This is a genomic window from Streptomyces sp. SAS_272 (genome assembly GCF_052543235.1).
Genome location: NZ_JBMNDR010000101.1, coordinates 1 through 25,176 on the forward strand (window position 1 = coordinate 1; position 25,176 = coordinate 25,176).

The following is a 25,176-nucleotide window of genomic DNA, read 5'->3' on the forward strand; positions in this document are numbered from 1 at the left end:
GCCGGCCGCCGGCCTCGCGCCAGCGCTCCAGCAGCGCCTCCGCGCCGGCGTACGCCTCCAGACAGCCGAGGGCCCCGCACCGGCAGCGGCGGCCGCGCACCCGCACGGTGAGGTGTCCCCACTCGACCGCCCGGCCGTGCTCCACCTCGGGGGTGACGAGGCAGGCGCCGACGCCCGAGCCGAAGAGGACGACGACCGCGTTGTGCGCGCCGCGTCCGCCGCCGAACCACATCTCGGCCTGGCCGAGGGTCTTCGCGCCGTTGTCGATGAAGTACGGGACGGACTCGGGGAGAAGGGAGCCCTCGCGCAGCAGCTCCTCCAGCGGGACGGCGTCCCAGCCGATGGTCTGGCCGTGCACCACCGCGCCGCGCCCGGGGGTGTGCTCGACGATGCCGGGGACGCCGATGCCGACGCCCAGAAGCTGTTCGGGGCCGACGGAGGCCGCCGCCAGCACCTCGGCCACGCCGTCGCGGATGTGGCCGACGATGCCGTCGACCTCGTACCGCCGGTGCTCCAACGGCTTCTCCACGCGGGAGAGTTCGGTCAGCGTCAGGTCGAACAGCTCGATCCGCACCCGGGTCTCGCCGACGTCCACGCCGACCATGTGGCCGCTGCCGGGGGCCGCCCGCAGCAGGATGCGGGGTCGGCCTCCGTCGGAGTCGACGCTGCCGGCCTCCTCCACCAGACCGTCCGCGATCAGCTCGGCGACGACGTTGCTGATCGAGCCGGAGCTCAGACCGGTGGCCGGGCCGAGCTCGAAACGGCTCAAAGGGCCGTCGAAGTAGAGCCGCTGCAGCACAGCCGTGCGGTTCGCCCGCCTCAGGTCGCGTACCGTGCGCCCGTTCCGCCCCGTCATGTCGCTCCCTCCGAGCCCTGCCCGACCTGCAACATACCTCTGCGGACGGGCTGGACGCGACATTCGTCCAACCCTTAGTTCACGATGTGAGCTAAGAGACGTCCGGCTCGGTGATCTCGCCCGTCCCGGTGATCTCGTCCAGCGCGGCGACGAGTTCCGGGGCGACCTTCTCCTGCGTCCAGCGGTCGCGATCCGCGCCGACCGCGCGGGGGACCGTCTCGACGATCATGATCAGGTAGAGGTAGGCGCGGTAGAGCGCGAGCCGCAGCCGGGCGGGCGCGTCGAACACGGCCCGGCCTCCGGCCTCGCGGTAGCCCGCGAGGAACGCCTCGTCCTGCCTGATGTCGGCGAGCAGGGCCGGCGAGACGAAGTCCGCGAGCGGGTCGCCCCAGAACATCCGCTCGCCGTCGATGAGACCTCCGATGCGGGCCCCGCCGCCTGTGCGGTCGACCAGGACGTTGCCGGGCCACAGGTCGAAATGGACGAGGCGCGGGACGGTGACCTCGTCGAGGGCGCCGTACGCGGACCGGGCGACGGCGGCGATCTCGTCGGCGGGGCGGGGCAGTCGGGCCCCGTAGTCGCGGGCGTCGGCGAGCACGGCGTCGAACATCGCCGCGAAGGCGGTGCGCCAGTCGGCGGTGAGCGGGCCGAACACCCCGGAGGGATATCCGAAGCCGGTCCCGGTCACCTCGTGCAGCCGGGCGACCTGGTGCCCCAACTCCGTTCGCAGTGCCGCCTGTTCGGAGCTCGTGAGCGATTCGTCCCAGGGGTCGCCCGGGCACATCGTCATCAGCAGCCACTGCTCGTCGAGGGCCACGACATGCGGCGCCGGCACGGCCGCCTGGGCCGCGCCCCGGCAGAACTCCGCCTCTGCGACCAGCAGTCGGCTCTCGTACCGCAGGGCCGGTGCGGTGGGTGCGACCTTCAGCGCGTAGCCGCTGCCGTCCGTGAGGCGGAGCTCCTCGACCGTGTTGTAGGTGCCGCCGCCGAGCGGACGCACATCGGCCAGGCGGCCGGGCGTGATGCCCGCCGCCGTCAGTACGCTCCGGGCTCGTTCCCTGGAGTCCGTCATCGTGCGCCCGCCCCCTGTCTCCTCAGCCGGCCGGGTCGGCCGGCCGCGTCCGACGCCCTCGGGCGGGCCGGCCCGCCCACGCCCGGCCTGTCGAGCCGTGTCCGGGCAGCCGGGGCAGCCCGGTCGTCGAACCCGGCCGTCGGCGCAGGCTCACGGCCCGGTCCAGGGTACGCAAACGCGCCCCGGACGCGACGACGCGCACCTTGCACAAGGGTTTCTCCGGGCGGGAGTTGGGGCGCGCACTGCGCGTGCGACCGGCTTCCGGCCGGCGTCGGCGTCGTTAGGCTGGGGCGATGACCACCGCCTGGATCGTCCGGTCCATCGCCCTGGACGCGACCTCGCACCCCCCGCTGCGTCCGTTGCCTTCGGAGGCGGTGCGGCTGCTGGACGAGGTCGGCGCCCCGCCCCGGCTGGTGGCTCACCTCAGAGCGGTCCACGACGTCGCCTTCCAGCTCGTCGACCGGCTCGCCCGGAGCAGTCCGCGACTGCCCGTGGACCGGGAGGCGGTCCTGTTCGGTGCGGCCACGCACGACATCGGCAAGGCGCTGCACCCCGGCGAGCTGTCCGGCCCGGGCTCGCGGCACGAGGAGGCGGGACGGGAGCTGCTGCTCGCGCACGGGGTGTCCGCCGAGCGGGCGCGGTTCGCCGCGACCCACGCCTCCTGGGCGGCCCCCGGCATCACGGTGGACGATCTGCTGGTGAGCCTGGCCGACAAGGTGTGGAAGAACAAGCGGGGCACGGATCTGGAGGATCTGGTCGTGGCGGAGCTGGCGCGGGCGGGCGGCCGTCCGGCGTGGCAGGAGTTCCTCGATCTGGACGACTTCCTCACGGCCGTCGGGGAGGGCGCGGACCTGCGTCTGGCCTGGCAGGCGATGCATCCCGTCCACGGGTGAGGGCGGCGAACCGTTCCGGCTGCGTACGGCGGTACGGGAGAAGCAGGGGGAAGCGGGGGGAGCGGCGAGAAGCGGGGCGGGGCGGAGCGGCTCCCGTCCGGCCGTTCGCAGGGGACCTGACGGCGGGCCGTACGGGAGCCGCGGGCGGACACCGCTTCAGTGTGTGGACGGCGTCCAGTGCGGGTCTCGGCCGAGGAAGGCCAGAAGCGCCTGAGCCGGGTCGTGGTCCCCGGCGGTCTCCCTGGCCGGGGCGAACACCTGGTAGGCCTCGCGCAGGTGGTCCACGAGCCGGTCGGCCGCCGGCCTGATGCCCTCGGCCGTGCCCACCGGCAGCGGGCGGTCCTGACCGGTGGCGACGGCGATGTCCCAGGCGTGCACGGCGGCGTCCATCGCGGCGGCTCCGACGGCGATCCGCAGGGGCAGCGGGCCGAGCGGGGTCGGCGCCTCTTCGGTGTCCGCGGGCAGCGCCGCGTACGCCTCGGCCACCATGACCAGGACCTTGTCCAGTTCGGCCGCCGGGTCGCCGTCGAGGGCGTCGGCCGGTCGGAACGGGTCGCTGTCGGGCCGGCCGCCGGTGAGCGCCAGACCATAGCCCTGCTGGTCGATGCGGGCGTGGTTGAGCACCTGCCGTGCCGTCCATCCGTCGCACGGGGTCGGGCTGCCCCACTGTCCGTCCCCGACGCCCGCGACCACCTCGCGCAGATAGTCGTGCGCCTGTGAGAGGACCTCGATCCCGACCGTGCCGACCCTGTCCGTCATGTGTCTCCCCCTCGTCTCCCGCATCCGGCGTTCCCCCGGCTGCCGAGAACAATCTAGACACACTTGCGGACAGCCATCGTCCTGAATGGGCAGTGATCGATCAGACTGTCCCGTCGGAGACCCCAGCCGTCGACGTGGCCTCACGGGCGGCGTGCCACGCGAGGTGCCGTCGAGACGTTCGAGGCCGCGGGAGAAGGGAAGGGGACACAGGGATGCAGGAAGTACGCGAGCGAGCGGCGCCGCTGGTGCGGCTGGTACGGCGCCACCGGGACCCCGTCGTCGTCCAGGCGCTGCGGTCGGCCGCCGCGGCCACCCTCGCGTATGTCATCGCGCTGCGCCTGAGCCCCGAGGCGCTGCCGCTCACCGCGCCGCTCACCGCGCTGCTGGTCGTGCAGGTCACCCTCTACGCGACGCTGACCAACGGCATCCGCCGGGTGAACGCGGTGGTGGCCGGCGTCCTCGTGGCCATTGCCTTCAGTCTTCTGGTGGGACTGACCTGGTGGAGCCTCGGGCTGCTGATCGTGGCCTCGCTGGCGGTGGGGCATCTGGTGCGGGTCGACGAGTACGTGCCCGAGGTGGCGATCAGCGCCATGCTGGTGCTCGGCGTGACCACCGTCGGGGACACGGCGTGGTCGCGGGTGGTGGAGACCCTGATCGGCGCGTTCGTGGGACTCGGCTGCAACCTGCTTTTGCCGCCTCCGGTGTGGGTGGAGGAGGCCGGCGAGTCGATCGAGGGGCTGGCCCGCCGGCTGCGGCAGCTGATGCTGCGCATCGGCGACGAGGCCGCCGGCCGCACCCCGTACGAACGGGCGGCCGAACGGCTGCACGAGGCACGCCGGCTGGACCACGACATCGTCGAGGTGGACGCGGCGCTGCGGCAGGCCGAGGACAGCCTGCGGCTCAACCCCCGCGTGCGGGAGGGGCTGCTGCACCGGGTGGTGCTGCGCACCGGCCTGGACACGCTGGAGATCTGCACGGTCGTGCTGCGGGTGCTCGCCCGCACCTTCACCGACCTGGCCAAGCAGCGGGAGCCGGAGCCGCTGTTCCCGGCCGGGACGGGGGAGGTGGTCGAGCGGCTGCTGTCGGAGATGGCCGACGCGGTGGTCAGCTTCGCGGTGCTGGTGACCACGCAGGTCAGCCAGAACGCCGACGCCGCCGAGTCACGGCTCACCGCCGAGCTGCGGCAGGCCGCCGCGACCCGGGACAAGCTCGCCCAGCTCCTGCTCGAACAGCTCCAGCACGACGCCCGCCAGTGGCAGCTGCACGGCGCGGTGCTCACCGAGGTCGACCGCATCATCGACGAGCTCGACACCGAGCACCGCACCCAGCGCCTGCTGGAGGAGCTGGACCGCAACAGCCGGGAGCAGCGTGAGCGCCGTCCGTGGCTGCACCGGCTGAGGCAGCGGCTGCGCGGCCGCTTCCGGCCGCGGCGGAACCGCGCCACCACCGCACGTCGTTCCCAGTGACGTACACGACGACGAGGGGAGCGCACGGATGACCGACACCACCGTACGGATCGACGGGGACATGCTGCGGCTGCCGGGCGGGGTGGCGGTGCGGTTCATGCGGACCCTGCGGCTGCCGGAGAAGGGCACCCACGACCTGCCGCCCGGCCTCGGCGTGTTCCCGGTGCGGCGGGTCCGCGACCACGCGGGCGCCGTGCCCGCCGAGTGGCTCGCGCGCGGGGGCGTGATGCTGCCCGTGTACCTGCGCGAGGCGATGTGGCTGAGCTTCGCGTCGTCCTCGGAGCCGGCCGCGCTGCAGGTCGGGGCGGGCAAGGTGTGCGCGGTCTCCGGCAGGCCCTGGAGCGACCGGCTCTCCCGGGACCCGCAGAACTACGTGGCGCTCCCCCGCCAGCCCTGGCTGGACGGCATCAACTCCGGCAGCGGCACGGTCCGCCAGTTCGTCGCGGTGCCGCTGGGCCTGGGCGCGACCGTCGAGGGGCAGGTCACCGGCGAGGAGGTGTGGGGCGGGGTGCAGCTGCAGTCGTTCCCGCTTCAGGAGCGTCGGCGCGCCGAGTGGCTGGAGGCCGAGCGCAGCCGCCGCATCCCGCTGACGCAGGACCTGATCGGCGGGGTGTTCGGCAGCCTGCCGCCCCCGGCCCCGACGGCGGGCGCGGCGCCTCGTCCGGGCGGCGCGCCGCGGGCCCGGGCGGCCGCCGCGATGGGCCTCGGGGTGGGCGGTTCGATGCGCCAGGAGGTCTACCGGGACGAGCGTCCGCTCGCGCACTACACGACGGAGCCCGCCGCCCGGGTCTTCGTGCATCTGGTGACGCCTCCGCAGTGGCGCCGGATCACCGGCGAGGAGCCGCCGCCGTCGCCGGTCGACCGCGCCGCGTACACCAAGGCGGGACTGCCGTGGTTCGACTACTACGACGACGACGCGCAGGACGTCGCCCCGAGCGACACCCTGGGCGCGGTGCGGCCGGTCGGCGAATGGGTCGGCGACGACCTGGACCCGTGGGAGCCGCCCGCCCCCGGCCAGGTGCAGCACCTGAAGGACACGCCGGGCAGCCCGGTGGAGGACGGCGACTGGTAGCCCCGCTCCCCGGGCCGCCGGCCCCGGCCGTGCGGCGCTTTTGCGTTCGGCGGCGGTCCGGGTCAAGGTGGCTGTCACGGCGAAGGCGTACGACGACGACAGGTGCGGGCATGGGCGGCGGGACGGGCGCGGCGCGCGGGGGGTCTCCCCGCTCCGGTGGAGCAGACGGCGGCCGGGGCTGGAGCAGGCGCCGCTTCGTCGGCGCGCTCGGCGGCGCGGCGGCGGCGTCGGCCCTGGCCGGCTGCGCGGGTGACGGGGACGGCGGCGGTGACCGGGCGTCCGCGCGGGAGGCGCCGCAGGCCGCACCGCCCGGGCAGCAGTCGTCGTCCGCCTCCCCGGCGACCACGCCGGGGTCCACGCCGGGCGCCTCCGGTCCCCGCCCGCTCTACCTGGGCACGTACACCTCCGCCGAGGGCGGCGGGAAGGGCATCGGCGTCGCCTCGTACGACCCCGCCTCCGGGCGGATCACCGGCGGCGGCACGATATCCGGCGTCCCGGACCCGTCGTTCCTCGCCGTGCATCCGGACGGCCGCACGCTGTACGCGGTGAACGAGCGCGAGCGGGGCGCGGTGACCGCCGTGCGGCTCGCCGACCGGACGGTGCTGGGCGGCAGGGCCACCGGCGGGGCGCACACCTGCCATGTGTCGGTCCATCCGAGTGGCCGGTGGCTGCTGAGCGCCGACTACGGTTCGGGGAGTGTGGCCGTGCACCCGATCGCCGCCTCGGGGGCGCTCGGCGAGCGGACGGACAGTGTCACGCACCGCCGTCCGGCTCCCCGAAGCGGTCAACAGGGCCCGCATGCACACCAGTTCGTCACCGCACCGGACGGCGGCCATGTCATCGCCGTCGACTTCGGCACGGACACGGTGTACAGCTACCGCCTGGACGAGAAGGCGGGCACGCTCACCGAGGTGGCGCAGGCGCACACCCGGGCGGGGGCCGGTCCGCGCCACCTCGCCTTCCACCCGGGCGGCCGGTACGCGTACCTGGCGAACGAGGCGGACGACACCCTCGCGGTCTGCGCGTACGACGGCTCGAGCGGCCGGCTGACGATCGGCAGGCCGCAGTCCACGGGCGCGAAGGCGGACGTCAACTACCCGGCGCAGCCGGCCGTGACGCCGGACGGCCGGTTCGCCTTCCTCGCCAACCGCGGCGACAACACCCTCGCGCGCTATGCAGTGGAGCAGGACGGGGCCCGGCTGCGCCTGCTCGGCACGGTGCCGGTGGAGGGGGACTTCCCGCGCCAGATCGCCCTGTCGCCGGACGGCGGCCTGTTGTTCGCGGCCAACCAGCGCTCCGGCACAGTCAGCGTCTTCCGGGTGGAGGCGGGAGGTGCACTGCGGCTCGTCGGCGAGCCGTTCGCGTCACCCGTCGCCGTCTGTGCGCTGCCGCTGTAGGACGGCGCGGGGGCAGGACGCGGCGGCCGCCTGGGTGAGCAGCACGTGCATGCGCTCGGTGAGCTGGGAGACGTCGTCGGCCGGCGCGTGGAAGGGCAGGCGTACGTCGCCGTGGGCGCGGGCGCGTTCGATGCGCAGCGTCAGTCCGTGCCGGTCGACGGCGAGCGGCTGGACGCGGACGGCGCCGTGCAGGCTGTCGGCCCGGACGAGCCGGGTCAGCCGCTCCACGGCGTCGGGGTGGGCGTCGGCGAGATGCGTGAGCAGGTGGGCCTCGGCGGCGGCGAGCGGGTCGGGTGCGGCGGCGGCGAACTCTGCGAGGTCGACGACCACCGCGCCGGTGCTCTCCTTCAGCACGACGCGCGTGGCGTGGAAGGCGAGGCCGCCGGCCTCGGGTGCGAACCAGCCGGCCAGCCAGAGCCGGGCGCGGATCCGGCCGCGCACCGGGACGGGTGCGACGTCGGCGAACTCCAGCACCGCGGACGGCTCGCCGCGGGGCGCGCAGATCGCGGCCGTGTGCAGTGCGCTGTCCTCGGGCGCCCGCAGGCTCACCCGGCCGTCGTCGTCGACGGTGTGCGCGCCGACGAACTCCTCGCGTCCGCCGTCCGCGGTCACCGTGCAGGACCACGAGGCCGCGAGCACCGAGCGGGCGCGCTCGGCGGCGGCAGGCACGGCCGCCCAGCTCTGGTCGTCACCCATCCTGAAACCTCCTAAGGTAAGGCTTGCCTAACTTATAGGAGATTCGCGTGTGCGCCAACACCGCGGCCGCCCCCTTCGTGTCCGTCAGAGCGGATCAGGCCGCCGGCGCGATGACTCCCAGCAGCGCCCGTGCGCACAGGTCCCGCACCTGCTCCCGCGGCAGGTCCGCGCCCCGCAGCCACTCCAGGCAGACCGCCGTGGTGAACGCCAGCCAGCCGCGCACCGCCAGCCTCACCTCGGGACGTTCCTCGAACACCGGACCGAACTCGGGGTCGGCGCCCAGGGCGGCCAGGATCTGGCGCTCCTGCGCCGCCAGCGCCCGCCGGTAGACCGTGCGCACGCTTCGGTCACCGGCCGCGTCCGCCCGGTGGAAGGCGCGGTAGCCGTGCGCATGGGTCTCCACGTACCCCAGGTACGCGTCGAGGCCGGCGGTCAGCTGCTCGCGGACCGGGACGCCGGGGACGGCCGCCGTCATGCGCAGCATCCGCTCGCTCTCGCACTCGACCACGGCCGCGAAGAAGTCCCGCTTGGTGGGGAAGTAGTGGTACAGCAGCCCGCGGGAGACACCCGCGATCTCGGCCACCTGCTCGATCCACACCTCGTCGTAGGGGCTCTCCGAGAACAGCCGCGCACCCACCGACAGAAGCTGTTCCCTGCGCTCCCCGGTGCTGAGTCGGCGCCGCGTGCGCCCGCCCTGGTTCGCGGCCATCCCCGCACTTTACTTGACGTCCGCTCGACGACGGGACCAGACTGAGGCGCGTTATTGAACTCACGTACAACATGGTCAACCTGCCGGTGCGTCAAGGGAGATCGCGTCATGGCCGAGACGGGGACGACGGGTCCGAGGGGCACGACGCCGGCGGCGGCCGGGGCGGCCCCGGACGCACTGCCGAAGGGGTTCCGCGGCGCGGAGCTCGGGTGGCCCGAACTGCACCGCATTCCGCGCCCACCGCGCCGGCTCCCCCTGCTGGGCGACATCCTGGGCGCGAGCCGGCACACCCCCGTGCAGGACTCCCTGCGCTACGCCGGCCGGCTCGGGCCGATCTTCCGGCGCAAGGCGTTCAACCGGGAGTTCGTCTTCGTGTGGGGCGCAGAGCTGGCCGCCGACATGGCCGACGAGCAGCGGTTCGCCAAGCACGTGGGACTCGGCATCGCCAACCTGCGGCCCGTCGTCGGGGACGCCCTGTTCACGGCGTACAACCACGAGCCCAACTGGCAGCTGGCGCACGACGTCCTCGCCCCGGGGTTCAGCCGGGAGGCCATGGCGGCCTACCACCCGATGATGCTGGACGTGGCCGAACGGCTCACCGACCGCTGGGACCGGGAGCTGGCCGCGGGCCGGGCGGTGGACGTACCCGGCGACATGACCAAGCTGACCCTGGAGACGATCGCGCGCACCGGCTTCGGGCACGACTTCGGCTCCTTCGAGCGCGACCGGCCGCACCCGTTCGTCACCGCGATGGTCGGAACCCTCGGTTACGCACAGCGCCTCAACACCGTGCCGTCCCCCGCGCTGATGCGGCGGGCCGCACGCCGCAACCGGGCCGACATCGCCTACCTCGACCGCACCGTCGACGCGCTGGTGCGGGCCCGCCGCGCAGAGGGCGGCAAGGACGGCGACCTGCTCGACCGCATGCTCGACACCGCCCACCCCGAGACGGGCGAGCGCCTGTCCGACGAGAACGTCCGGCGGCAGGTCATCACCTTCCTGGTCGCCGGACACGAGACGACGTCGGGCGCGCTCTCCTTCGCCCTGCACTACCTCTCCCGCAATCCCCGCATCGCGGCCCGCGCCCGCGCCGAGGTGGACAGGGTGTGGGGCGACACGGCCGTGCCCGCATACGAGCAGGTGGCCAAGTTGCGCTACGTCCGCCGGGTCCTGGACGAGGCGCTGCGGCTGTGGCCGACGGCGCCCGCGTTCGCTCGTGAGGCCCGGGAGGACACGGTGCTGGGCGGGGAGCACCCGGTGCGGCGGGGTGGCTGGGCACTGGTGCTCACGGGCATGCTGCACCGGGATCCCGCGGTGTGGGGTCCGGACGCCGAACGGTTCGACCCGGACCGCTTCGACGCCCAGGCCGTCCGCGCACGTGCCCCGCACACCTTCAAGCCGTTCGGGACGGGCGCACGGGCCTGCATCGGACGCCAGTTCGCGCTGCACGAGGCCACGCTGGTCCTCGGGCTGCTGCTGCGCCGCTACGAGCTGCGGCCGGACCCGGCGTACCGACTGCGGGTCGTGGAACGGCTCACCCTGATGCCGGACGGGCTGCGGCTGCATCTGGAGCGGCGTACGCCGACGCCGCCCGCGAGGCCCGGTGCCTCGTCGGACGCGCCGGTGGACGAGGAGGGCGGAGCCGGCGGGCAGACCGGGCGCGGCAGGGCGGGCGAGCGCGGCGGAGCGCACGCGACCGGCGACGCAGGATCGGACTCCGGCTCCGGTCGGGAGTCTTCCTCAGAGGGGCGTTGTCCAGTGCACCGGACGGGCGAGTGACCCCGGCACGCGCGTGCCCGCGCTTCCCCTGGCCGCGTTCAGCTGGGGCTGGGTGAGGAAGAACGCGCCGGTGAGGTCGGCGTCCGTCAGATCGGCGTCGCGCAGGTCGGCTCCGATCATGTCCGCCCGGCGCAGATCGGCCCCCGTGAGGTCCGCCGCTATCAGACAGGCGCCGCGCAGGTTCGCACCGTGCAGGTCGGCGCCCTTGAGGCGGGCGCCCATCAGGTCGGCGCCCCGGCGCTCCTTGCGGCGTCCGCCGACGCCGGCCCGGACCAGCTCACTGGTCCTCAGCAACAGCACGTTGACGTCCTGCCGGTGCGACCCGACGTCGAGCGCGACCAGCTCCGCCGGGGGCAGCAGGGTCAGTTCCTCGGTTCTCGCCAGCGACCGGCGCAGGTCGGCGTGGACCGGGCGGGCGGCGGGCAGTCCCAGCGCCTCGGCGAGATACCACAGGAGTTCGTGGAGCTGCCGCACGACCGGGAACACCTCGTTCATCCGGCGGGCATCGGCCGGCGAAGCACCGCTCCGGTCCCGGCCGCCGAAGGTGACCTGCGAGACCTTCTGTCCGGCACCGAAGCAGTCGTAGACCGTACAGCCGGTGAAGCCCTTCTGCCGCAGCCGCGCGTGGATGCCGCACCGGTGGTCCTCGCCCAGATTCGGGCAGGGCGTGCCGGCCGGCTTGTCGATCGCGAAGTCGGCCGAGCGGGCGAAGGGCAGGGCCACGCAGCACAGCCCGAAGCAGTTCGCACAGTCGCCGCGCAGCGCGGTCGGGTCCACCCTCTCGTCTTGCATCCGTACACCCTACTGACCTGCGGCCATGCCCCGCGCACCCGTTCTCCCGGCCCGCACCTCCCACCGACCGGCACGCACCGCCCGGGGCACGTCCCGCTACCGGCCGATCAGCTCGAACGCCACGGCCGGCCGGCCGCCGAACCGCTCCCCCACGGAGTTCGCCACCCCGGTCAGAAACCCCCGGGCGTACTCCTCCGGCTCCTCGTCGGTCAACGCCTCGATGTAGGTGCGGTGTTCGAGCAGCGAGCCGACGGCACGCTCCAGCCCCGCCGACGCGTCGGCCGCGTGGGTGGGCGTCGCGGAACCCGCCACGGCGACCCAGCGCACACCGTTCCAGGGCTGGAGGCCCTGCTCGACGAGCTCCGGGAAGATCCACCGGTTGCCGGCGTCCCCGGCCGCGTCGAGGGCGGCGCGGCCGACGGCGACGTGGTCCGGGGTGTTCCAGGCGACGCCGCCCCAGGTGTCGCGGTGGTTGAGCGTGATCACGAGCTCCGGGCGGTGCCTGCGGATCGCGGCGGCGATGTCACGGCGCAGGGCGGGGCCGTACTCGACGACGCCGTCCCGGTGGTCGAGGAACTCGACCGTCGAGACGCCCACCACGGCCGCGCTCGCCCGCTGCTCCCGCTCGCGCAGCGGGCCGCACTCGGCGGGCGCGAGGGTGTCGATGCCCGCCTCGCCGCGGGTCGCCACCACATAGGCGACCTCACGGCCGGCGTCGGTCCAGGCGGCGATCGCCGCCGAGCACCCGTATTCGAGGTCGTCCGGATGCGCCACCACGGCAAGGGCGCGCCCCCAGTCCTCGGGCATGGGCTGGAGCTGAGTGATCGTCGGCTCGGTCATGTCCGCAGACTAGTGCGTGACAGCGGCATCACGCTTCGTCACGGGCGAGGGCGAGCAGCCGGTCGAGGACACGCGGGCCGCCGGCCCGGACGCCGTCGTGCTCGAACTCGTCGGTGACCCAGGTGCGCAGGCCCCGGATCGATCGCGCGGTGCGCAACGAGTGGGCGGTGTCGACGTACAGGTCGTCGTGGTAGACCGCGGCCGCGACCGGGACCTCGTTGACGGCCAGGCGGGCCGGGTCGTACAGGGGCGTCCAGTCGGTGCGGTCGGCGAGGAGCCCGGCGGTCTCGCGCAGCGGGCGCAGCGCGGGGTCGACGTCGAACATCCAGGGGTGGATCGTCTCGCCGGTGAGCAGCAGCGGGCCGTCGCCGGTGAGCGTCTTGGCGGCGTCGAACTGCGGGAACTCGGCGCGCACCCGCTCGGCGGACCACGCGGTGGGGCGGGCGTCCTGTCCGTAGATCGCTTCGTGGAGGAGGGCGTAGAGCGGGTGTCCGGCGAAGGAGAGCTGACCCTGCATCTCCTCCTGGAAGGCGTCGGAGAGCGCGGGGCCCCGCGGGGTGGGCACGAAGGCGTCTTCGAGGAGGTGGTGCAGACGGTGACTGCCCTCGCCGCCGCCGAGGAGGATGCCGACGGTCTGGAAGGCCTCGGCGGTGAGCCGGTAGCCGCTCGGGAGGGTCACCTCGTGGTGCAGGAGGTGGTCGGCGACCCGGCGCGCGCGTTCGACGTCCTGTGGGTAACGGGCGTAGTGCGCGGCGACCTTGCGCTCCATGCGCGGGTAGGCGGCGCGGTAGACGTCGTCGGCGTGGGCGTCCAGCGCGGGCAGACCGCCGGTGATCAGGGCGGCGGCCAGGCCCTCCGGCGCGATCGAGAGATAGGTGACCGTGCAGAAGCCCCCGAAGCTCTGGCCGAGCACCGTCCACGGGGTGCCGCCGGTGACCTCGCGGCGGATCAGCTCGCAGTCCCGGACGATGGAGTCGGCGCGGAAGTGCGCGAGGTAGTCGGCCTGTTCGGCCGGTCCGCCGCGCAGCGGGAGCGTCTGGCGGTTGGCCGGCGTGGAGTGGCCGGTCCCTCGCTGGTCAAGGAGGAGGACGCGGTACTCCTCCAGCGCGCGCCCGAGCCAGGCCGGCCGGCCGACGAAGCGGTGGGCGCCGAATCCGGGTCCGCCCTGGAGGTAGAGCAGCCACGGCAGGTCCTGGCCGGCCCTGTCGCTCGCGACGACCTCACGGGCGTACAGCGAGATCGTCTCCCCGGTCGGGTCGGCGTGGTCGAGGGGCACGGTGAAGCGGCGGTCGGTGAGTACGACGCCGGGCTGGCGGTAGCTGAGGGACAACAGGGGTCTCCTGGGACGCTCGATGTACGGGCCGCGACCCACTTCAGCACATCGGCGGCCGACGTCGAAGCGCGGGGATCACCCGGCTGCTGAACAGCGACTCAGCACGGGCACCGACTGCCAAGCCCGGCAGTGGCCACGGCGGAGCCGCGCCATGGGCGGGCCGAGCCTGCGACCCGGGAGGGGCGGAGCCGACGGCACAGGCGGGCCGCGCGGCGGGGCGGCCGCGGTGGCCGGTCAGCGGGCCGACAGGCTCGAGCGGCGGACCACCAGTTCCGGCTGCAGGACCACGCGGCGGTGTTCGTGGGCCCGCCTCCCGCCCTCGTGTCCCTCCTCGGTCTCCTCCAGCAGCATCTCGGCGGCCAGGGCGCCCATGGTGACGGCGGGCTGCCGGACGGAGGTGAGGGGGACCGCCGCCGCGGCCGCGAACTCGATGTCGTCGTAGCCGACGATGGCGAGGTCCTCGGGGACGCCCACGCCTGCCGCGTACATGGCCTGCAACACGCCGAGCGCGAGCAGGTCGTTGGCGCAGAACACGGCGGTCGGGCGGTCGGCGAGGCCCAGCAGACGGGCGCCCGCGTCACGGCCGGCGGCGACGTCGAGCCGCTCGGTGGGCAGTTCGCGCAGCCGCTCCGGGCCGAGGCCCGCCTCGGCGAGCGCGGCCAGCGCGCCGGTGCGGCGGTCGCGGACCTGCGTGAAGCCGGGCGGGCCGCTGACATAGGCGATCGAGCGGTGGCCGGCGTCGATCAGGTGCCGTACCGCGAGCGCGCCGCCCGCCACGTCGTCCACCGACACCGAGCACTCGGCGGTGCCCTCGGAGACCCGGTCGACGAGGACGAAGGGGATGCCGTGCCGGCGGAAGGACTCGATGTTGCGGCCGGTCGCGTCCGCCGGGGTGAGCAGCACTCCGCGCACCCGCTGCTCGGCGAAGAGCGACAGGTACTCGGCCTCCTCGCCCGCGCTCTCGGCGCTGTTGCAGACCATGACGCCGAGTCCGGCGTCCCGGGCTGCGCGCTCGGCTCCGCGGGCGACGTCCACGAAGAACGGGTTGCCCATGTCGAGGACGAGCAGCCCCATGATCCGGCTGCGTCCGGCGCGCAGCTGGCGGGCCGACTCGCTGCGGACGTATCCGAGGCGGTCTATCGCCGAGAGCACCCGGGCACGGGTCTCCGTGGCGACGGTGTCCGGGCGGTTGATGACGTTGGACACCGTGCCGACGGAGACTCCGGCAGCACGGGCGACGTCCTTGATACCCACCGACTGGGCCATCAGGCGTGAACCTCCAGGTGAACGGGGCACGGCGGGACGGCCTTCACATTACCGTCATGCCGCCTGGCCCCTGGCCGAGCCGGTGCGCCGGTCATGCGGGCAGCGTGAAGTCGATGACGTGGAGCGCCGACGGGGTCGTCCCGCTCGACTTCTCCTGGTACATGAACGACAGCGTGTTGTCTGCCTTGACCCGCATCTCGTCGATGACGACCTCGCCGAAGGCGTTGAGGCCGCTGCCGTCGAAGAGGATCTTCCAGTCGGTGTACCCGGAGGCCTTCGAGGCGCCGGCGATCCTGCCGAACGGGAAGACGGCGTACGCGTTGTCGTACTTGTCCAGGATGAGCTTGGTGCGCTGGCTGGAGCCGAGGACGACCGGGATCTCCGTCTTCTGCCAGCTGCCGGAGGCGTTCTTGCGCAGGTGGAAGGCGCGGCCGTTGGCGGTGCGGTCGCTGACGTAGTCGGTGGTGCACTGGCCGAAGCGGCCGGGTACGTAGCTGATGATCGCGTGCGGCCGGCCCGCGGAGTCGGTGGCCTGGCTCTCCTGGTTCATCAGCGAGTGGTCGGGGTTGAGCGCGTCCACGACGAGCCCGCCGTCCGTGACCGCCACCTTGTCGGAGCCGCCGGTGACGCCCACGACCGCGCCCGCGTTGTTGCGCCAGGTCCGGCCTCGGTCGTCGGAGTAGACGTAGCCCGTGTCGTGGTTGGTGATGCCGCCGCCGGAGCACATCACGGCGCCGTTCTGCTCGCGCCAGGTGAAGAACGAGTGCAGTCGGCCGTTGACGTCGTAGTCGATGCCGTGCAGGTACATGTTGCGGGCCGTGCTGGAGCCGTGCTCGCTGGTGTAGGTCCCGGTGGAGCTGGACCACTCGCCGAGGTTCTGCCACGTCGAACCGTCGTACTCGGCGAGCGCGTTGCGGCCGTTGCCGGATATGGCGACCCGGTAGCTGAGCTGGAGCCTGCCCTCGGGGGTGGAGACGAACTGCGGGTAGGTGAACTGGGAGGTGAGCGCGAGTCCGTCGAGGGTGGTCTGGACGGCGCCGAACACGGACGACGTCCAGGACGTGGTCGCCGGGTTGTCGAGGAGTCCGGCGACCGACTTGACGTAGAAGAAGCCGTCGCTGTGGGAGTCCATGTTGAGGTGGAGCCGGCCGTCGGCCTTGGACACGCCCATGGAGATGACGTTGTGCGAGTCGCTGGACTTGAGCTGGTGCGCCAGCGTCACCGTGGACCAGGTGGTGGCGCCCAGGACCCGGCGGGCGACGACCGCGTTCCGGGTGGAGGTGTACCAGGTGGCGTACTGGTAGCCCTTGTAGGTCAGCAGGCCGTTCTTCTGGAACGAGTTGTTGTTGACGAGGCCGTCGTAGGAGACGAAGAACACGGCTTGGGCGTCGAGTTGCGTGGTCGTCCTCCTGGTGACCGAGGGGCCGGGGTCGGCGGCGCGTGCGGCGCCGGCGGCCAGCACGGGAGAGGCTGCGGCGCCGAGGAGGGCGCCGGCGAGCAGGGTGCGTCGTCTCATCGCGGGGGACTCCGTTGTCGTGCGAGAGCAGGGAACGGGGTGGGGGGTGGGGGTGTCGGCTGTCTTCGGGAGCGGGTCTCAGGCGAGGTGGAAGACCTCGGTGAGGGGCTTCATCACCTCGTCGGGCCGGGAGCCGTCAAGGGACTCGAAGAACGGGGCCATCTCCGCCTGCCAGCGGGCGTTGACGTCGGTGGCCTCCATGCCGGCCCGGGCTGCGGCGAAGTCCTCGGTCTCCAGGTACCCGACGAGCAGGCCGTCGTCTCTCAGGAAGAGCGAGTAGTTGTGCCAGCCGGTGGCCGAGAGAGCTTCGAGCATCTCCGGCCACACGGCCGCGTGGCGTTCGCGGTACTCGGCGAGGCGGTCCTGTCGGACCTTGAGCAGGAAACAGACGCGCTGCATGAAGTACCGCTCCAGACCTAGAAGTTGAACTGGTCGATGTTCTTGGCGTCGAAGACGGTCGGCTTGCCGAGGTTGATCACGCCGTTCTTGCCGATGGTGTACTCCGCGCCGCCGGCCTTGAAGGTCTCGCCCTCGGCGCCGGTGATCTGGCCCGAGACCAGCGCCACCGCGGTCTGGGCGGCCAGTGCGCCGAGCTTCGCCGGGTCCCACAGCTCGAAGGCGTCGACGGTGCCGTTCTTGACGTAGGTGCGCATGTCGTTCGGGGTGCCGAGACCCGTCAGCTTGACCTTGCCCTTGTACTTGGAACCCGACAGGTACTGTGCGGCCGCCTTGATGCCGACGGTGGTCGGGGAGATGATCCCCTTCAGGTTCGGGTACTGCTGCAGCAGGCCCTGGGTCTGCTGGAAGGACTGCTGGGCGTCGTCGTTGCCGTAGGCGACCTTGACCAGCTTGACGTCCTTGTACTTCGGGTCCGCCAGCTCCTTCTTCATGAAGTCGATCCAGACGTTCTGGTTGGTCGCGGTCTGCGCGGCCGACAGGATCGCGATCTCGCCCTTGTAGCCGATCTGTTCGGCGAGCAGCTGCACCTCGGTGCGGCCGAGGTCCTCGGCGGACGCCTGCGAGACGAAGGCGTTGCGGCACTCGGGGTTGGTGTCGGAGTCGTAGGTGACGACCTTGATCTTGTTGCTCATGGCCTGCTTGAGCGCGGTGCACAGGGCGCCCGGGTCCTGGGCGGACACGGCCATCGCGTCGACCTGCTGCTGGGTCAGGGTGTTGACGTAGGAGACCTGGCTGGAGGTGTCGGTGGCGCTGGAGGGTCCGACCTCCTTGTAGTCGGAGCCCAGCTCCTTCAGGGCCGCCTCGCCGCCCTTGTCGGAGGAGGTGAAGTAGGGGTTGTTGACCTGCTTGGGCAGGAAGCCGACGGTCAGGCCCTTCTTGGTGGCCGCGTTCGGGTCGGCCTTGCCGGTGGCGGCGGCGGCCGCGCCGGTGCTCTCGTTCTTCACGTCCTCCTTGGTGGTGCCGCCGCAGGCGGTGGCGGCGAGGGCGAGGGAGGAGACTGCGGCGAGGGCCGCACAGGCACGGCGGAGCGATGACTTGCGCATGGTGATGTGAGTCCTTACTGAGGAGGGTGGGGCGGGTGATTCTCAGACCGTCGGGGTCGAGGCAGCGGCTCTACGGCCCGCCCTCGCGACGGAGATCTGGCGTGCGACCCGGGGGCCGAGCACGGAGACGACGAGCAGGACGCCCGTGACGACGATCTGCGACTGGGCGGAGACGTTGAGGAGGCTCATCACGTTCTGCAGTGCGCCGAGGAGGAACACTCCCGCGATGGCGCCGCCCAACGTGCCCTTGCCGCCGTCGAAGTCGATGCCGCCGAGCAACACCGCCGCGACGACGGAGAGTTCGAGGCCGGTGGCGTTGTCGTAGCGGGCGCTGGCGTAGTGCAGGGCCCAGAAGATGCCGGTGAGGGAGGCCATCAGGCCGGTCACCGTGAACAGGATGAGCTTCTGCCGCTTGACGCGGATGCCGGCGAACCGGGCGGCTTCCTCGCTGGCGCCGGTCGCGAAGAGCGAGCGGCCGAACGGGGTGGCGTGCAGGACGACCACCCCGATCGCGAGCAGGACCACGAAGGGCAGGAACGCCTGCGGGAGGAAGCTGTCCCCGACCCTTCCGGCCGCGAAGTCCAGGTACTGGGTGGGGAAGTCGGTCACCGCGTCGGAGCCGAGCACGATCTGCGCGATGCCCCGGTAGGCGGCGAGGGTGCCGATGGTGACGGCGAGGGAGGGCAGGCCGAGGCGCGTCACGAGCAGACCGTTGACCAGTCCGCACACCACGCCCAGCAGCAGGCAGATCGGGATGATCGCCTCGAGGGTCAGCCCCTGGTTCCACAGGGCGCCCATGACCGCGCCGGACAGGCCGGCCGTGGAGGCGACCGAGAGGTCGATCTCGCCGGAGACCACCAACAGGGTCATCGGCAGGGCGATCAGGGCGATCGGCAGGGTGTTGCCGATCAGGAAGGACAGGTTCAGCGCGTTGCCGAAGCCGTCCACGAAGGAGAAGGAGAACAGCAGCAGGACGATCAGGAGGGCGCCCACGACGGTGTCCCAGCGGATCGCGCGGGCCAGGGACTCAGGCACGGACCTCTCCCTTGGCTACGGCCGGCGCGGAGGCCGACTTCTTCTTCAGGGCGGACGCCACCCGCAGCGCCACGATCCGGTCGACCGCGATGGCGAGCAGGAGCAGCACGCCGTTGATGGCGAGCACCCAGACCGAGCTGACGCCGAGGGCGGGCAGGACGCTGTTGATGGAGGTGAGGAGCAGCGCGCCGAGCGCTGCGCCGTAGACGCTGCCGGAGCCGCCGGTGAAGACGACGCCGCCGACCACGACCGCGCTGACGACGGTGAGTTCGTAGCCGTTGCCGGTCCCGGAGTCGACGTTGCCGAACCGGGCCAGGTACATGGCGCCGGCGAGACCGGCGAGGCCGCCGCAGAACGTGTAGGCGGCGAGGATCCGCTTGCGGACCGGGATGCCGGCGAGCCGGGCGGCTTCGGGGTTGGAGCCGAGCGCGTACAGCTCGCGTCCGCTGCCGAAGTGCTTGAGGTAGTAGGCCGTCGCGATCAGGACGGCGACCGCGATGAGTGCCAGCCAGGGCACCGCCGAGAGGCCGCCGGAGCCGAAGTCGACGAAGGAGTCCGGCAGGTCGGCCGCGGTGATCTGCCGGGAGCCGACCCAGATGGAGTCGATGCCGCGGATGATGTACAGCGTGCCGAGGGTGACGACCAGGGCGGGCACCTGACCGAGGCTGACCAGCAGGCCGTTGAGCAGCCCGAAGCCGACGCCCAGCAGGACCGCCAGGGCGATCGCGACCACCGGGTTGCCGCCGCCGTGCAGATAGGTGCCGGCGGCGAAGGCGCTGATGCCGAGGGTGGAGCCGACCGAGAGGTCGACGTTGCGGGTGATGACGACCAGGGACTGGCCGGTGGCGACCAGCACCAGGATGGTCGCGTTCAGCAGCAGGTCCTTGATGCCCTGCTCGGAGAGGAACTCGCTGTTGCCGGCCTGGGTGACGGCGATCATCACCAGGAAGACGACCAGGATGGCGAGTTCGCGCATCTTGAAGACGCGGTCGGCAAGCCGGGTGCCGTTGGATTTCGGCGTCCCTGCGACGGGGGCCTCGTGGGGAGTGGTCACCGTCATGCGGCGGCCCTCCCGGTGGCTGCGGCCATCACGGTTTCCTCGCTGGCGTCGGTGCGGGCGATCTCGGCGGTGAGCCGGCCCTCGTGCATCACCAGCACGCGGTCGGCCATGCCGAGGATCTCGGGCAGGTCGGAGGAGATCATCAGGACGGCGACCCCGTCGGCGGCCAGCTCGCTCAGCAGCCGGTGGACCTCGGCCTTGGTGCCGACGTCGATGCCGCGCGTCGGCTCGTCGACGATCAGCACCTTCGGGCCGGTTGCCAGCCACTTGGCGAGCACGACCTTCTGCTGGTTGCCGCCGGAGAGGGTGTTGACGCTGTCGGCGATCCGGGCGTACTTCACCTGGAGCTTGACCGCCCAGTCGAGGGAGCGGCTGCGTTCGGCGCCGCGGTCCATCAGTCCGGCCTTCACCGTGGTGCGCAGACCGGTGAGGCCGATGTTGCGCTCGATGGACATGTCCATCACCAGGCCTTGGGCGCGCCGGTCCTCGGGGACCAGGGCGAGGCCGGCGGACATCGCGGTGGAGGGGGCTCCGTTGGTGAGCGGGCGGCCGTCCACCGAGACCTCGCCGGCGTCCCAGCGGTCGATGCCGAAGACGGCCCGGGCGACCTCGGTGCGGCCGGCGCCGACGAGTCCGGCGAGGCCGACGATCTCGCCGCGCCGGACCTCGAAGGAGACGTCGGTGAAGACGCCCTCGCGGGTCAGCCGGCGGACGCTCAGGGCGACCTCGCCCGGTGTGACGTCCTGCTTGGGGTAGAGCTCGTCGAGATCGCGTCCGACCATCCGGCGGACCAGGTCGTCCTCGGTCATGCCCTCGATCGGCTCGCCGGCGATCCACGCCCCGTCGCGCAGGGTGGTCACCCGCTGGCAGATCTCGAAGATCTCCTCGAGCCGGTGCGAGATGAACAGCACGGCCGCGCCCTGTTCGCGCAGGGTGCGCACGACTCCGAAGAGCCGGGCGACCTCGCTGCCGGTGAGGGCGGCGGTGGGCTCGTCCATGATCAGGACGCGGGCGTCGAAGGAGAGCGCCTTGGCTATCTCGACGATCTGCTGGTCGGCGATGGACAGTCCGCGCGCCGGGCGCTCGGGGTCGAGGTCGACGCCGAGGCGCTGCATGAGGGCTGCGGTGGCGGCGTGGGTGGCCTTGTGGTCGATGCGGCCGAGGGCCCGCCGGGGCTGGCGGCCCATGAAGATGTTCTCGGCGATCGACAGGTCGGGGAAGAGCGTGGGCTCCTGGTAGATCACCGCGATTCCGGCGTCGCGGGCGTCGCCGGGACCGTGGAAGACGACGGGCTCGCCGTCGAGCAGCACCCGGCCGGCGTCCGGTCGGTGCACCCCCGCAAGGGTCTTGATCAAGGTCGACTTGCCCGCGCCGTTCTCGCCGGCGAGGGCGTGCACCTCGCCGGGAAACAGCTCCAGGGAGACGCCCCGCAGGGCGCGTACGGCGCCGAAGGACTTGCTCACGTCCCTCAGTGCCAGCACCGGGGGCGGTCCTGTGTCGGACGGGTGGGTCATGGGTGGCTCCTCGACGACGACCGCCGGCCGGGCCGCTCGGGGCCGCCGCGGTGTCGTGAAAGGTTTCAACTGGATGGCCGGGACGTTAGGCATCCCGGGCATGTCGCGTCAATGGGTACGTGTCGAAAAGTTTTCGATACCCGAAGGTCACGCACGGGTCACGGTGAGCACGCCTGGCCTGGGGGGTTGACACCCGCTCGGCAGCCTCATAGCTTCCCGTTCTGAATCGTTTCATCCGAGAGTCGATCTCGGACTGATGTCACAGGAGCCCGAAGTGACCGACCTCGTCGCCGTGAAGGCCGCGCTGAAGACCCAGGCCGTCGAGACGCCGTCATGGGCGTACGGGAACTCGGGGACCCGTTTCAAGGTGTTCGCCCAGCAGGGAGTTCCGCGCACCCCGCAGGAGAAACTGGACGACGCCGCACAGGTGCACGCGGTCACCGGGGCGGCCCCGACCGTCGCACTGCACATCCCGTGGGACAAGGTGGAGGACTACTCCGCGCTGGCCAAGCACGCCGAGGACCGGGGCGTGAAGCTCGGGGCCATCAACTCCAACACCTTCCAGGACGACGCCTACAAGCTGGGCAGCATCTGCCACCCGGAGGCGGCGGTGCGCCGCAAGGCCGTCGACCACCTGCTCGAGTGCGTCGACATCATGGACGCGACGGGCTCCACCGACCTGAAGCTGTGGTTCGCGGACGGCACGAACTATCCCGGCCAGGACGATCTCCGCGCGCGCCAGGACCGGCTCGCGGAGGGCCTCGCCGAGGTGTACGAGCGGCTGGGCGACGGGCAGCGGATGCTGCTGGAGTACAAGTTCTTCGAGCCGGCGTTCTACGCGACGGACGTCCCGGACTGGGGCACGGCGTACGCGCACTGTCTGAAGCTGGGCCCCAAGGCGCAGGTCGTGGTCGACACCGGGCACCACGCGCCCGGAACCAACATCGAGTTCATCGTCGCCACACTGCTGCGCGAGGGGAAGCTCGGCGGGTTCGACTTCAACTCCCGGTTCTACGCCGACGACGACCTGATGGTGGGCGCGGCGGACCCCTTCCAGCTGTTCCGGATCATGTACGAGGTGGTGCGCGGCGGCGGATTCACCTCCGACGTGGCGTTCATGCTCGACCAGTGCCACAACATCGAGGCCAAGATCCCGGCGATCATCCGCTCCGTGATGAACGTCCAGGAGGCGACCGCCAAGGCGCTGCTCGTCGACGCCTCGGCCCTGGCCGACGCCCAGGCCGGCGGCGACGTGCTGGAAGCCAACGCCGTCCTGATGGACGCGTACAACACAGACGTACGGCCGCTGCTGCGCGAGGTGCGCGAGGAGAGCGGACTGAACCCCGACCCCATCGCGGCCTACCGCGCGTCCGGGTGGGCGCAGAAGATCGTCGCCGAGCGGGTGGGAGGGGACCAGGCCGGTTGGGGCGCGTAGACGTCCACCGCCGCCGCCCGTGCGTCGCGGACTGCGGGCCCGTCGAGGCGGGCCGCCCCGGCGGCGGAGCCGCATGCCGATACCACCCCGCGCCCCTCGGGGCGCTATGCCACCCGCGTTCGAGAAGTAAGGACTCCGCATGACCACCCACCCCGAAGCCGCCGCTCTCCTCGCCCGGTCGAACCGGCTCGGCGCCGATCCCCGCAACACGAACTACGCCGGCGGCAACACGTCCGCGAAGGGCTCCGACACCGACCCCGTCACCGGCGGGGACGTCGAGCTGATGTGGGTGAAGGGGTCGGGCGGCGACCTCGGCACGCTCACCGAGGCCGGACTGGCCGTGCTGCGGCTGGACCGGCTGCGGGCGCTGCGTGACGTCTACCCGGGGGTCGAGCGCGAGGACGAGATGGTCGCCGCGTTCGACTACTGCCTGCACGGCAAGGGCGGGGCCGCCCCGTCCATCGACACCGCGATGCACGGACTCGTCGACGCCCCGCACGTCGATCACCTGCACCCGGACTCCGGCATCGCGCTCGCCTGCGCCGCCGACGGGGAGAAGTTGACCGCCGAGTGCTTCGGCGACGCGGTCGCCTGGGTACCGTGGCGGCGCCCCGGGTTCCAGCTGGGCCTGGACATCGCCGCCATCAAGGCGGCCAACCCGCAGGCCATCGGCGTGATCCTCGGCGGTCACGGCATCACCGCCTGGGGCGACAGCGCCGAGGAGTGCGAGCGCAACTCGCTGCACATCATCCGCACCGCCGAGGCGTTCCTCGCCGAGAAGGGCAGGGCCGAGCCCTTCGGCCCCGTCCTCGAGGGCTACGGCCCGCTGCCCGAGGGCGAGCGCCGCAAGCGTGCGGCCGCGCTCGCGCCGCACGTGCGGGCGATCGCCTCGCAGGACCGGCCGCAGGTCGGGCACTTCGACGACTCGGACGTCGTCCTCGACTTCACCGCGCGGGCCGAGCACCCGCGGCTCGCCGCGCTCGGCACCTCCTGCCCCGACCACTTCCTGCGCACCAAGGTGCGGCCGCTGGTCCTGGACCTGCCGCCGACCGCGCCGCTGGAGGACGCCGTGGCCCGGCTCGGCGAGCTGCACACCGCCTACCGCGAGGAGTACGCCGCCTACTACGAGCGGCACGCCGAGCCCGGCTCCCCCGCGATGCGCGGCGCCGACCCGGCGATCGTGCTGGTGCCCGGCGTGGGCATGTTCTCCTTCGGCAAGGACAAGCAGACCGCCCGGGTGGCCGGCGAGTTCTACGTCAACGCGATCAACGTGATGCGGGGCGCCGAGGCGGTGTCCTCGTACGCGCCGATCGAGGAGTCGGAGAAGTTCCGCATCGAGTACTGGGCGCTCGAGGAGGCCAAGCTCCAGCGGATGCCGAAACCCAAGCCGCTCGCCACCCGGGTCGCCCTGGTGACGGGAGGCGGCAGCGGGATCGGCAAGGCGATCGCGCACCGGCTGGCCGCCGAGGGCGCCTGCGTGGTCGTCGCCGATCTCGACGGCGAGAACGCCGCCGCCGTCGCCGAGGAGCTCGGCGGACCCGACAGGGCCGCCGCGGTCACCGTCGACGTGACGTCCGAGGAGCAGATCGCCGCCGCCTTCGAGGCCGCCGCGCTCGCCTTCGGCGGGGTCGACCTGGTCGTCAACAACGCCGGAATCTCGATCTCCAAGCCGCTGCTGGAGACGTCGGCGAAGGACTGGGACCTCCAGCACGACATCATGGCCCGCGGGTCCTTCCTCGTCTCGCGCGAGGCGGCGCGCACGATGATCGCGCAGCGCCTCGGCGGCGACATCGTCTACATCGCCTCGAAGAACGCCGTCTTCGCCGGGCCCAACAACATCGCCTACTCCGCCACCAAGGCCGACCAGGCCCACCAGGTGCGGCTGCTCGCGGCCGAACTGGGCGAGCACGGCATCCGCGTCAACGGGGTCAACCCCGACGGCGTGGTGCGCGGCTCGGGCATCTTCGCCGGCGGCTGGGGCGCCCAGCGGGCCGCCACCTACGGCATCGAGGAGGAGAAGCTGGGCGAGTTCTACGCGCAGCGGACCATCCTCAAGCGCGAGGTGCTGCCCGAGCACGTGGCGAACGCCGTGTTCGCGCTGACCGGCGGCGAGCTCACCCACACCACCGGACTCCATGTCCCCGTCGACGCGGGTGTGGCAGCCGCGTTCCTCCGGTGACGGCC

At 72.5% G+C, this 25,176-nt stretch carries 22 protein-coding genes; 7 read left to right on the forward strand and 15 right to left on the reverse strand.

Features of this window, described 5'->3' with window-relative positions; translation table 11 throughout:
* Together ACN6LD_RS36490 and ACN6LD_RS36495 are read right to left on the reverse strand one after the other, a co-directional pair.
* Positions 1-856: ROK family protein (locus tag ACN6LD_RS36490; protein WP_445045395.1), on the reverse strand; the 856-nt coding region annotated here is incomplete at its 3' end.
* A gap of 91 nt (positions 857-947) precedes the next feature.
* Positions 948-1,928, reverse strand: coding sequence for a phosphotransferase family protein (locus tag ACN6LD_RS36495; RefSeq protein WP_445045396.1), 981 nt, complete (start codon positions 1,926-1,928; stop codon positions 948-950).
* A gap of 293 nt (positions 1,929-2,221) precedes the next feature.
* Between ACN6LD_RS36495 and ACN6LD_RS36500 the strand changes: the two genes are divergently transcribed.
* Positions 2,222-2,821, forward strand: coding sequence for an HD domain-containing protein (locus ACN6LD_RS36500; protein ID WP_445045397.1), 600 nt, complete (start codon positions 2,222-2,224; stop codon positions 2,819-2,821).
* A gap of 156 nt (positions 2,822-2,977) precedes the next feature.
* Here the strand turns inward: ACN6LD_RS36500 and ACN6LD_RS36505 are convergent, their stop codons facing one another.
* A complete protein-coding gene (locus tag ACN6LD_RS36505; RefSeq protein WP_319189509.1) occupies positions 2,978-3,580 on the reverse strand; it encodes a TIGR03086 family metal-binding protein in 603 nt (200 codons plus the stop codon).
* 212 nt (positions 3,581-3,792) lie between these two features.
* Between ACN6LD_RS36505 and ACN6LD_RS36510 the strand changes: the two genes are divergently transcribed.
* The 3 genes from ACN6LD_RS36510 (at position 3,793) to ACN6LD_RS36520 (ending at position 7,515) form a co-directional block, all read left to right on the forward strand.
* Positions 3,793-5,046 carry an FUSC family protein gene (locus ACN6LD_RS36510; protein WP_319189508.1) on the forward strand — a complete coding sequence of 418 codons (1,254 nt, stop codon included), beginning with the start codon at positions 3,793-3,795 and terminating at the stop codon, positions 5,044-5,046.
* Positions 5,047-5,074: 28 nt separating this feature from the next.
* Entirely contained in the window at positions 5,075-6,118 is a 1,044-nt protein-coding gene (locus ACN6LD_RS36515) for a hypothetical protein (protein WP_445045398.1), read from the forward strand.
* 110 nt (positions 6,119-6,228) lie between these two features.
* Entirely contained in the window at positions 6,229-7,515 is a 1,287-nt protein-coding gene (locus ACN6LD_RS36520) for a lactonase family protein (protein ID WP_445045399.1), read from the forward strand.
* Here the strand turns inward: ACN6LD_RS36520 and ACN6LD_RS36525 are convergent.
* Both ACN6LD_RS36525 and ACN6LD_RS36530 read right to left on the reverse strand, forming a co-directional pair.
* Positions 7,483-8,211, reverse strand: coding sequence for a DUF2470 domain-containing protein (locus tag ACN6LD_RS36525; protein ID WP_319189505.1), 729 nt, complete (start codon positions 8,209-8,211; stop codon positions 7,483-7,485). The genes ACN6LD_RS36520 and ACN6LD_RS36525 overlap by 33 nt on opposite strands.
* A gap of 94 nt (positions 8,212-8,305) precedes the next feature.
* On the reverse strand, positions 8,306-8,920 hold the full coding sequence (locus ACN6LD_RS36530; protein WP_319189504.1) for a TetR/AcrR family transcriptional regulator: 615 nt from the start codon (positions 8,918-8,920) through the stop codon (positions 8,306-8,308).
* A gap of 108 nt (positions 8,921-9,028) precedes the next feature.
* On the opposite strand from ACN6LD_RS36530, the gene ACN6LD_RS36535 reads away from it, so the two are divergent.
* The gene (locus ACN6LD_RS36535) at positions 9,029-10,699 is read left to right on the forward strand and encodes a cytochrome P450 (RefSeq protein WP_445045400.1); all 1,671 of its coding nucleotides are present in this window, start codon (positions 9,029-9,031) and stop codon (positions 10,697-10,699) included.
* On the opposite strand, the gene ACN6LD_RS36540 is transcribed toward ACN6LD_RS36535, so the two are convergent.
* The 10 genes from ACN6LD_RS36540 to ACN6LD_RS36585 all read right to left on the reverse strand — a co-directional run bounded on the left by ACN6LD_RS36540 (position 10,661) and on the right by ACN6LD_RS36585 (position 21,557).
* Complete coding sequence (locus ACN6LD_RS36540; RefSeq protein WP_445045401.1) at positions 10,661-11,491, reverse strand: pentapeptide repeat-containing protein; 831 nt, start codon at positions 11,489-11,491, stop codon at positions 10,661-10,663. The two genes, ACN6LD_RS36535 and ACN6LD_RS36540, sit on opposite strands and share 39 nt — an antisense overlap.
* A gap of 96 nt (positions 11,492-11,587) precedes the next feature.
* On the reverse strand, positions 11,588-12,331 hold the full coding sequence (locus ACN6LD_RS36545) for a PIG-L deacetylase family protein (protein ID WP_445045402.1): 744 nt from the start codon (positions 12,329-12,331) through the stop codon (positions 11,588-11,590).
* Between the two features lie 28 nt (positions 12,332-12,359).
* A complete protein-coding gene (locus ACN6LD_RS36550; protein WP_445045403.1) occupies positions 12,360-13,661 on the reverse strand; it encodes an alpha/beta fold hydrolase in 1,302 nt (433 codons plus the stop codon).
* Positions 13,662-13,898: 237 nt separating this feature from the next.
* Positions 13,899-14,930 carry a LacI family DNA-binding transcriptional regulator gene (locus ACN6LD_RS36555; RefSeq protein WP_445045404.1) on the reverse strand — a complete coding sequence of 344 codons (1,032 nt, stop codon included), beginning with the start codon at positions 14,928-14,930 and terminating at the stop codon, positions 13,899-13,901.
* 91 nt (positions 14,931-15,021) lie between these two features.
* Complete coding sequence (locus tag ACN6LD_RS36560) at positions 15,022-16,446, reverse strand: BNR repeat-containing protein (protein WP_319189496.1); 1,425 nt, start codon at positions 16,444-16,446, stop codon at positions 15,022-15,024.
* Between the two features lie 78 nt (positions 16,447-16,524).
* Positions 16,525-16,845, reverse strand: a complete 321-nt coding sequence (locus ACN6LD_RS36565; RefSeq protein WP_319189495.1) for an L-rhamnose mutarotase — start codon at positions 16,843-16,845, stop codon at positions 16,525-16,527.
* A 17-nt stretch (positions 16,846-16,862) separates the two neighbouring features.
* Positions 16,863-17,948, reverse strand: coding sequence for a rhamnose ABC transporter substrate-binding protein (gene rhaS / locus ACN6LD_RS36570; RefSeq protein WP_266716330.1), 1,086 nt, complete (start codon positions 17,946-17,948; stop codon positions 16,863-16,865).
* Positions 17,949-17,990: 42 nt separating this feature from the next.
* Positions 17,991-18,983, reverse strand: coding sequence for an ABC transporter permease (locus ACN6LD_RS36575; protein WP_319189492.1), 993 nt, complete (start codon positions 18,981-18,983; stop codon positions 17,991-17,993).
* Positions 18,976-20,043 carry an ABC transporter permease gene (locus ACN6LD_RS36580; RefSeq protein ID WP_445045405.1) on the reverse strand — a complete coding sequence of 356 codons (1,068 nt, stop codon included), beginning with the start codon at positions 20,041-20,043 and terminating at the stop codon, positions 18,976-18,978. Before ACN6LD_RS36580 ends, ACN6LD_RS36575 begins: the two co-directional genes overlap by 8 nt.
* Positions 20,040-21,557 carry a sugar ABC transporter ATP-binding protein gene (locus tag ACN6LD_RS36585; protein WP_319189488.1) on the reverse strand — a complete coding sequence of 506 codons (1,518 nt, stop codon included), beginning with the start codon at positions 21,555-21,557 and terminating at the stop codon, positions 20,040-20,042. The genes ACN6LD_RS36580 and ACN6LD_RS36585 overlap by 4 nt, the downstream gene beginning before the upstream one ends.
* 274 nt (positions 21,558-21,831) lie before the next feature.
* Here ACN6LD_RS36585 and rhaI point away from each other — a divergent pair, with 274 nt between their 5' ends.
* On the forward strand, positions 21,832-22,992 hold the full coding sequence (gene rhaI, locus ACN6LD_RS36590) for an L-rhamnose isomerase (protein WP_445045406.1): 1,161 nt from the start codon (positions 21,832-21,834) through the stop codon (positions 22,990-22,992).
* A gap of 139 nt (positions 22,993-23,131) precedes the next feature.
* On the forward strand, positions 23,132-25,171 hold the full coding sequence (locus ACN6LD_RS36595; protein WP_319189485.1) for a bifunctional aldolase/short-chain dehydrogenase: 2,040 nt from the start codon (positions 23,132-23,134) through the stop codon (positions 25,169-25,171).
* Positions 25,172-25,176 lie beyond the last annotated feature (5 nt).

Bases quoted from the DNA above. Each gene is read 5' to 3' on its own strand.
- ACN6LD_RS36495 (WP_445045396.1), bottom strand. From the start codon at position 1,928: ATGACGGACTCCAGGGAACGAGCCCGGAGCGTACTGACGGCGGCGGGC.
- ACN6LD_RS36500 (WP_445045397.1), top strand. From the start codon at position 2,222: ATGACCACCGCCTGGATCGTCCGGTCCATCGCCCTGGACGCGACCTCG.
- ACN6LD_RS36505 (WP_319189509.1), bottom strand. From the start codon at position 3,580: ATGACGGACAGGGTCGGCACGGTCGGGATCGAGGTCCTCTCACAGGCG.
- ACN6LD_RS36510 (WP_319189508.1), top strand. From the start codon at position 3,793: ATGCAGGAAGTACGCGAGCGAGCGGCGCCGCTGGTGCGGCTGGTACGG.
- ACN6LD_RS36515 (WP_445045398.1), top strand. From the start codon at position 5,075: ATGACCGACACCACCGTACGGATCGACGGGGACATGCTGCGGCTGCCG.
- ACN6LD_RS36520 (WP_445045399.1), top strand. From the start codon at position 6,229: ATGGGCGGCGGGACGGGCGCGGCGCGCGGGGGGTCTCCCCGCTCCGGT.
- ACN6LD_RS36525 (WP_319189505.1), bottom strand. From the start codon at position 8,211: ATGGGTGACGACCAGAGCTGGGCGGCCGTGCCTGCCGCCGCCGAGCGC.
- ACN6LD_RS36530 (WP_319189504.1), bottom strand. From the start codon at position 8,920: ATGGCCGCGAACCAGGGCGGGCGCACGCGGCGCCGACTCAGCACCGGG.
- ACN6LD_RS36535 (WP_445045400.1), top strand. From the start codon at position 9,029: ATGGCCGAGACGGGGACGACGGGTCCGAGGGGCACGACGCCGGCGGCG.
- ACN6LD_RS36540 (WP_445045401.1), bottom strand. From the start codon at position 11,491: ATGCAAGACGAGAGGGTGGACCCGACCGCGCTGCGCGGCGACTGTGCG.
- ACN6LD_RS36545 (WP_445045402.1), bottom strand. From the start codon at position 12,331: ATGACCGAGCCGACGATCACTCAGCTCCAGCCCATGCCCGAGGACTGG.
- ACN6LD_RS36555 (WP_445045404.1), bottom strand. From the start codon at position 14,930: ATGGCCCAGTCGGTGGGTATCAAGGACGTCGCCCGTGCTGCCGGAGTC.
- ACN6LD_RS36560 (WP_319189496.1), bottom strand. From the start codon at position 16,446: ATGAGACGACGCACCCTGCTCGCCGGCGCCCTCCTCGGCGCCGCAGCC.
- ACN6LD_RS36565 (WP_319189495.1), bottom strand. From the start codon at position 16,845: ATGCAGCGCGTCTGTTTCCTGCTCAAGGTCCGACAGGACCGCCTCGCC.
- rhaS (WP_266716330.1), bottom strand. From the start codon at position 17,948: ATGCGCAAGTCATCGCTCCGCCGTGCCTGTGCGGCCCTCGCCGCAGTC.
- ACN6LD_RS36580 (WP_445045405.1), bottom strand. From the start codon at position 20,043: ATGACGGTGACCACTCCCCACGAGGCCCCCGTCGCAGGGACGCCGAAA.
- ACN6LD_RS36585 (WP_319189488.1), bottom strand. From the start codon at position 21,557: ATGACCCACCCGTCCGACACAGGACCGCCCCCGGTGCTGGCACTGAGG.
- ACN6LD_RS36595 (WP_319189485.1), top strand. From the start codon at position 23,132: ATGACCACCCACCCCGAAGCCGCCGCTCTCCTCGCCCGGTCGAACCGG.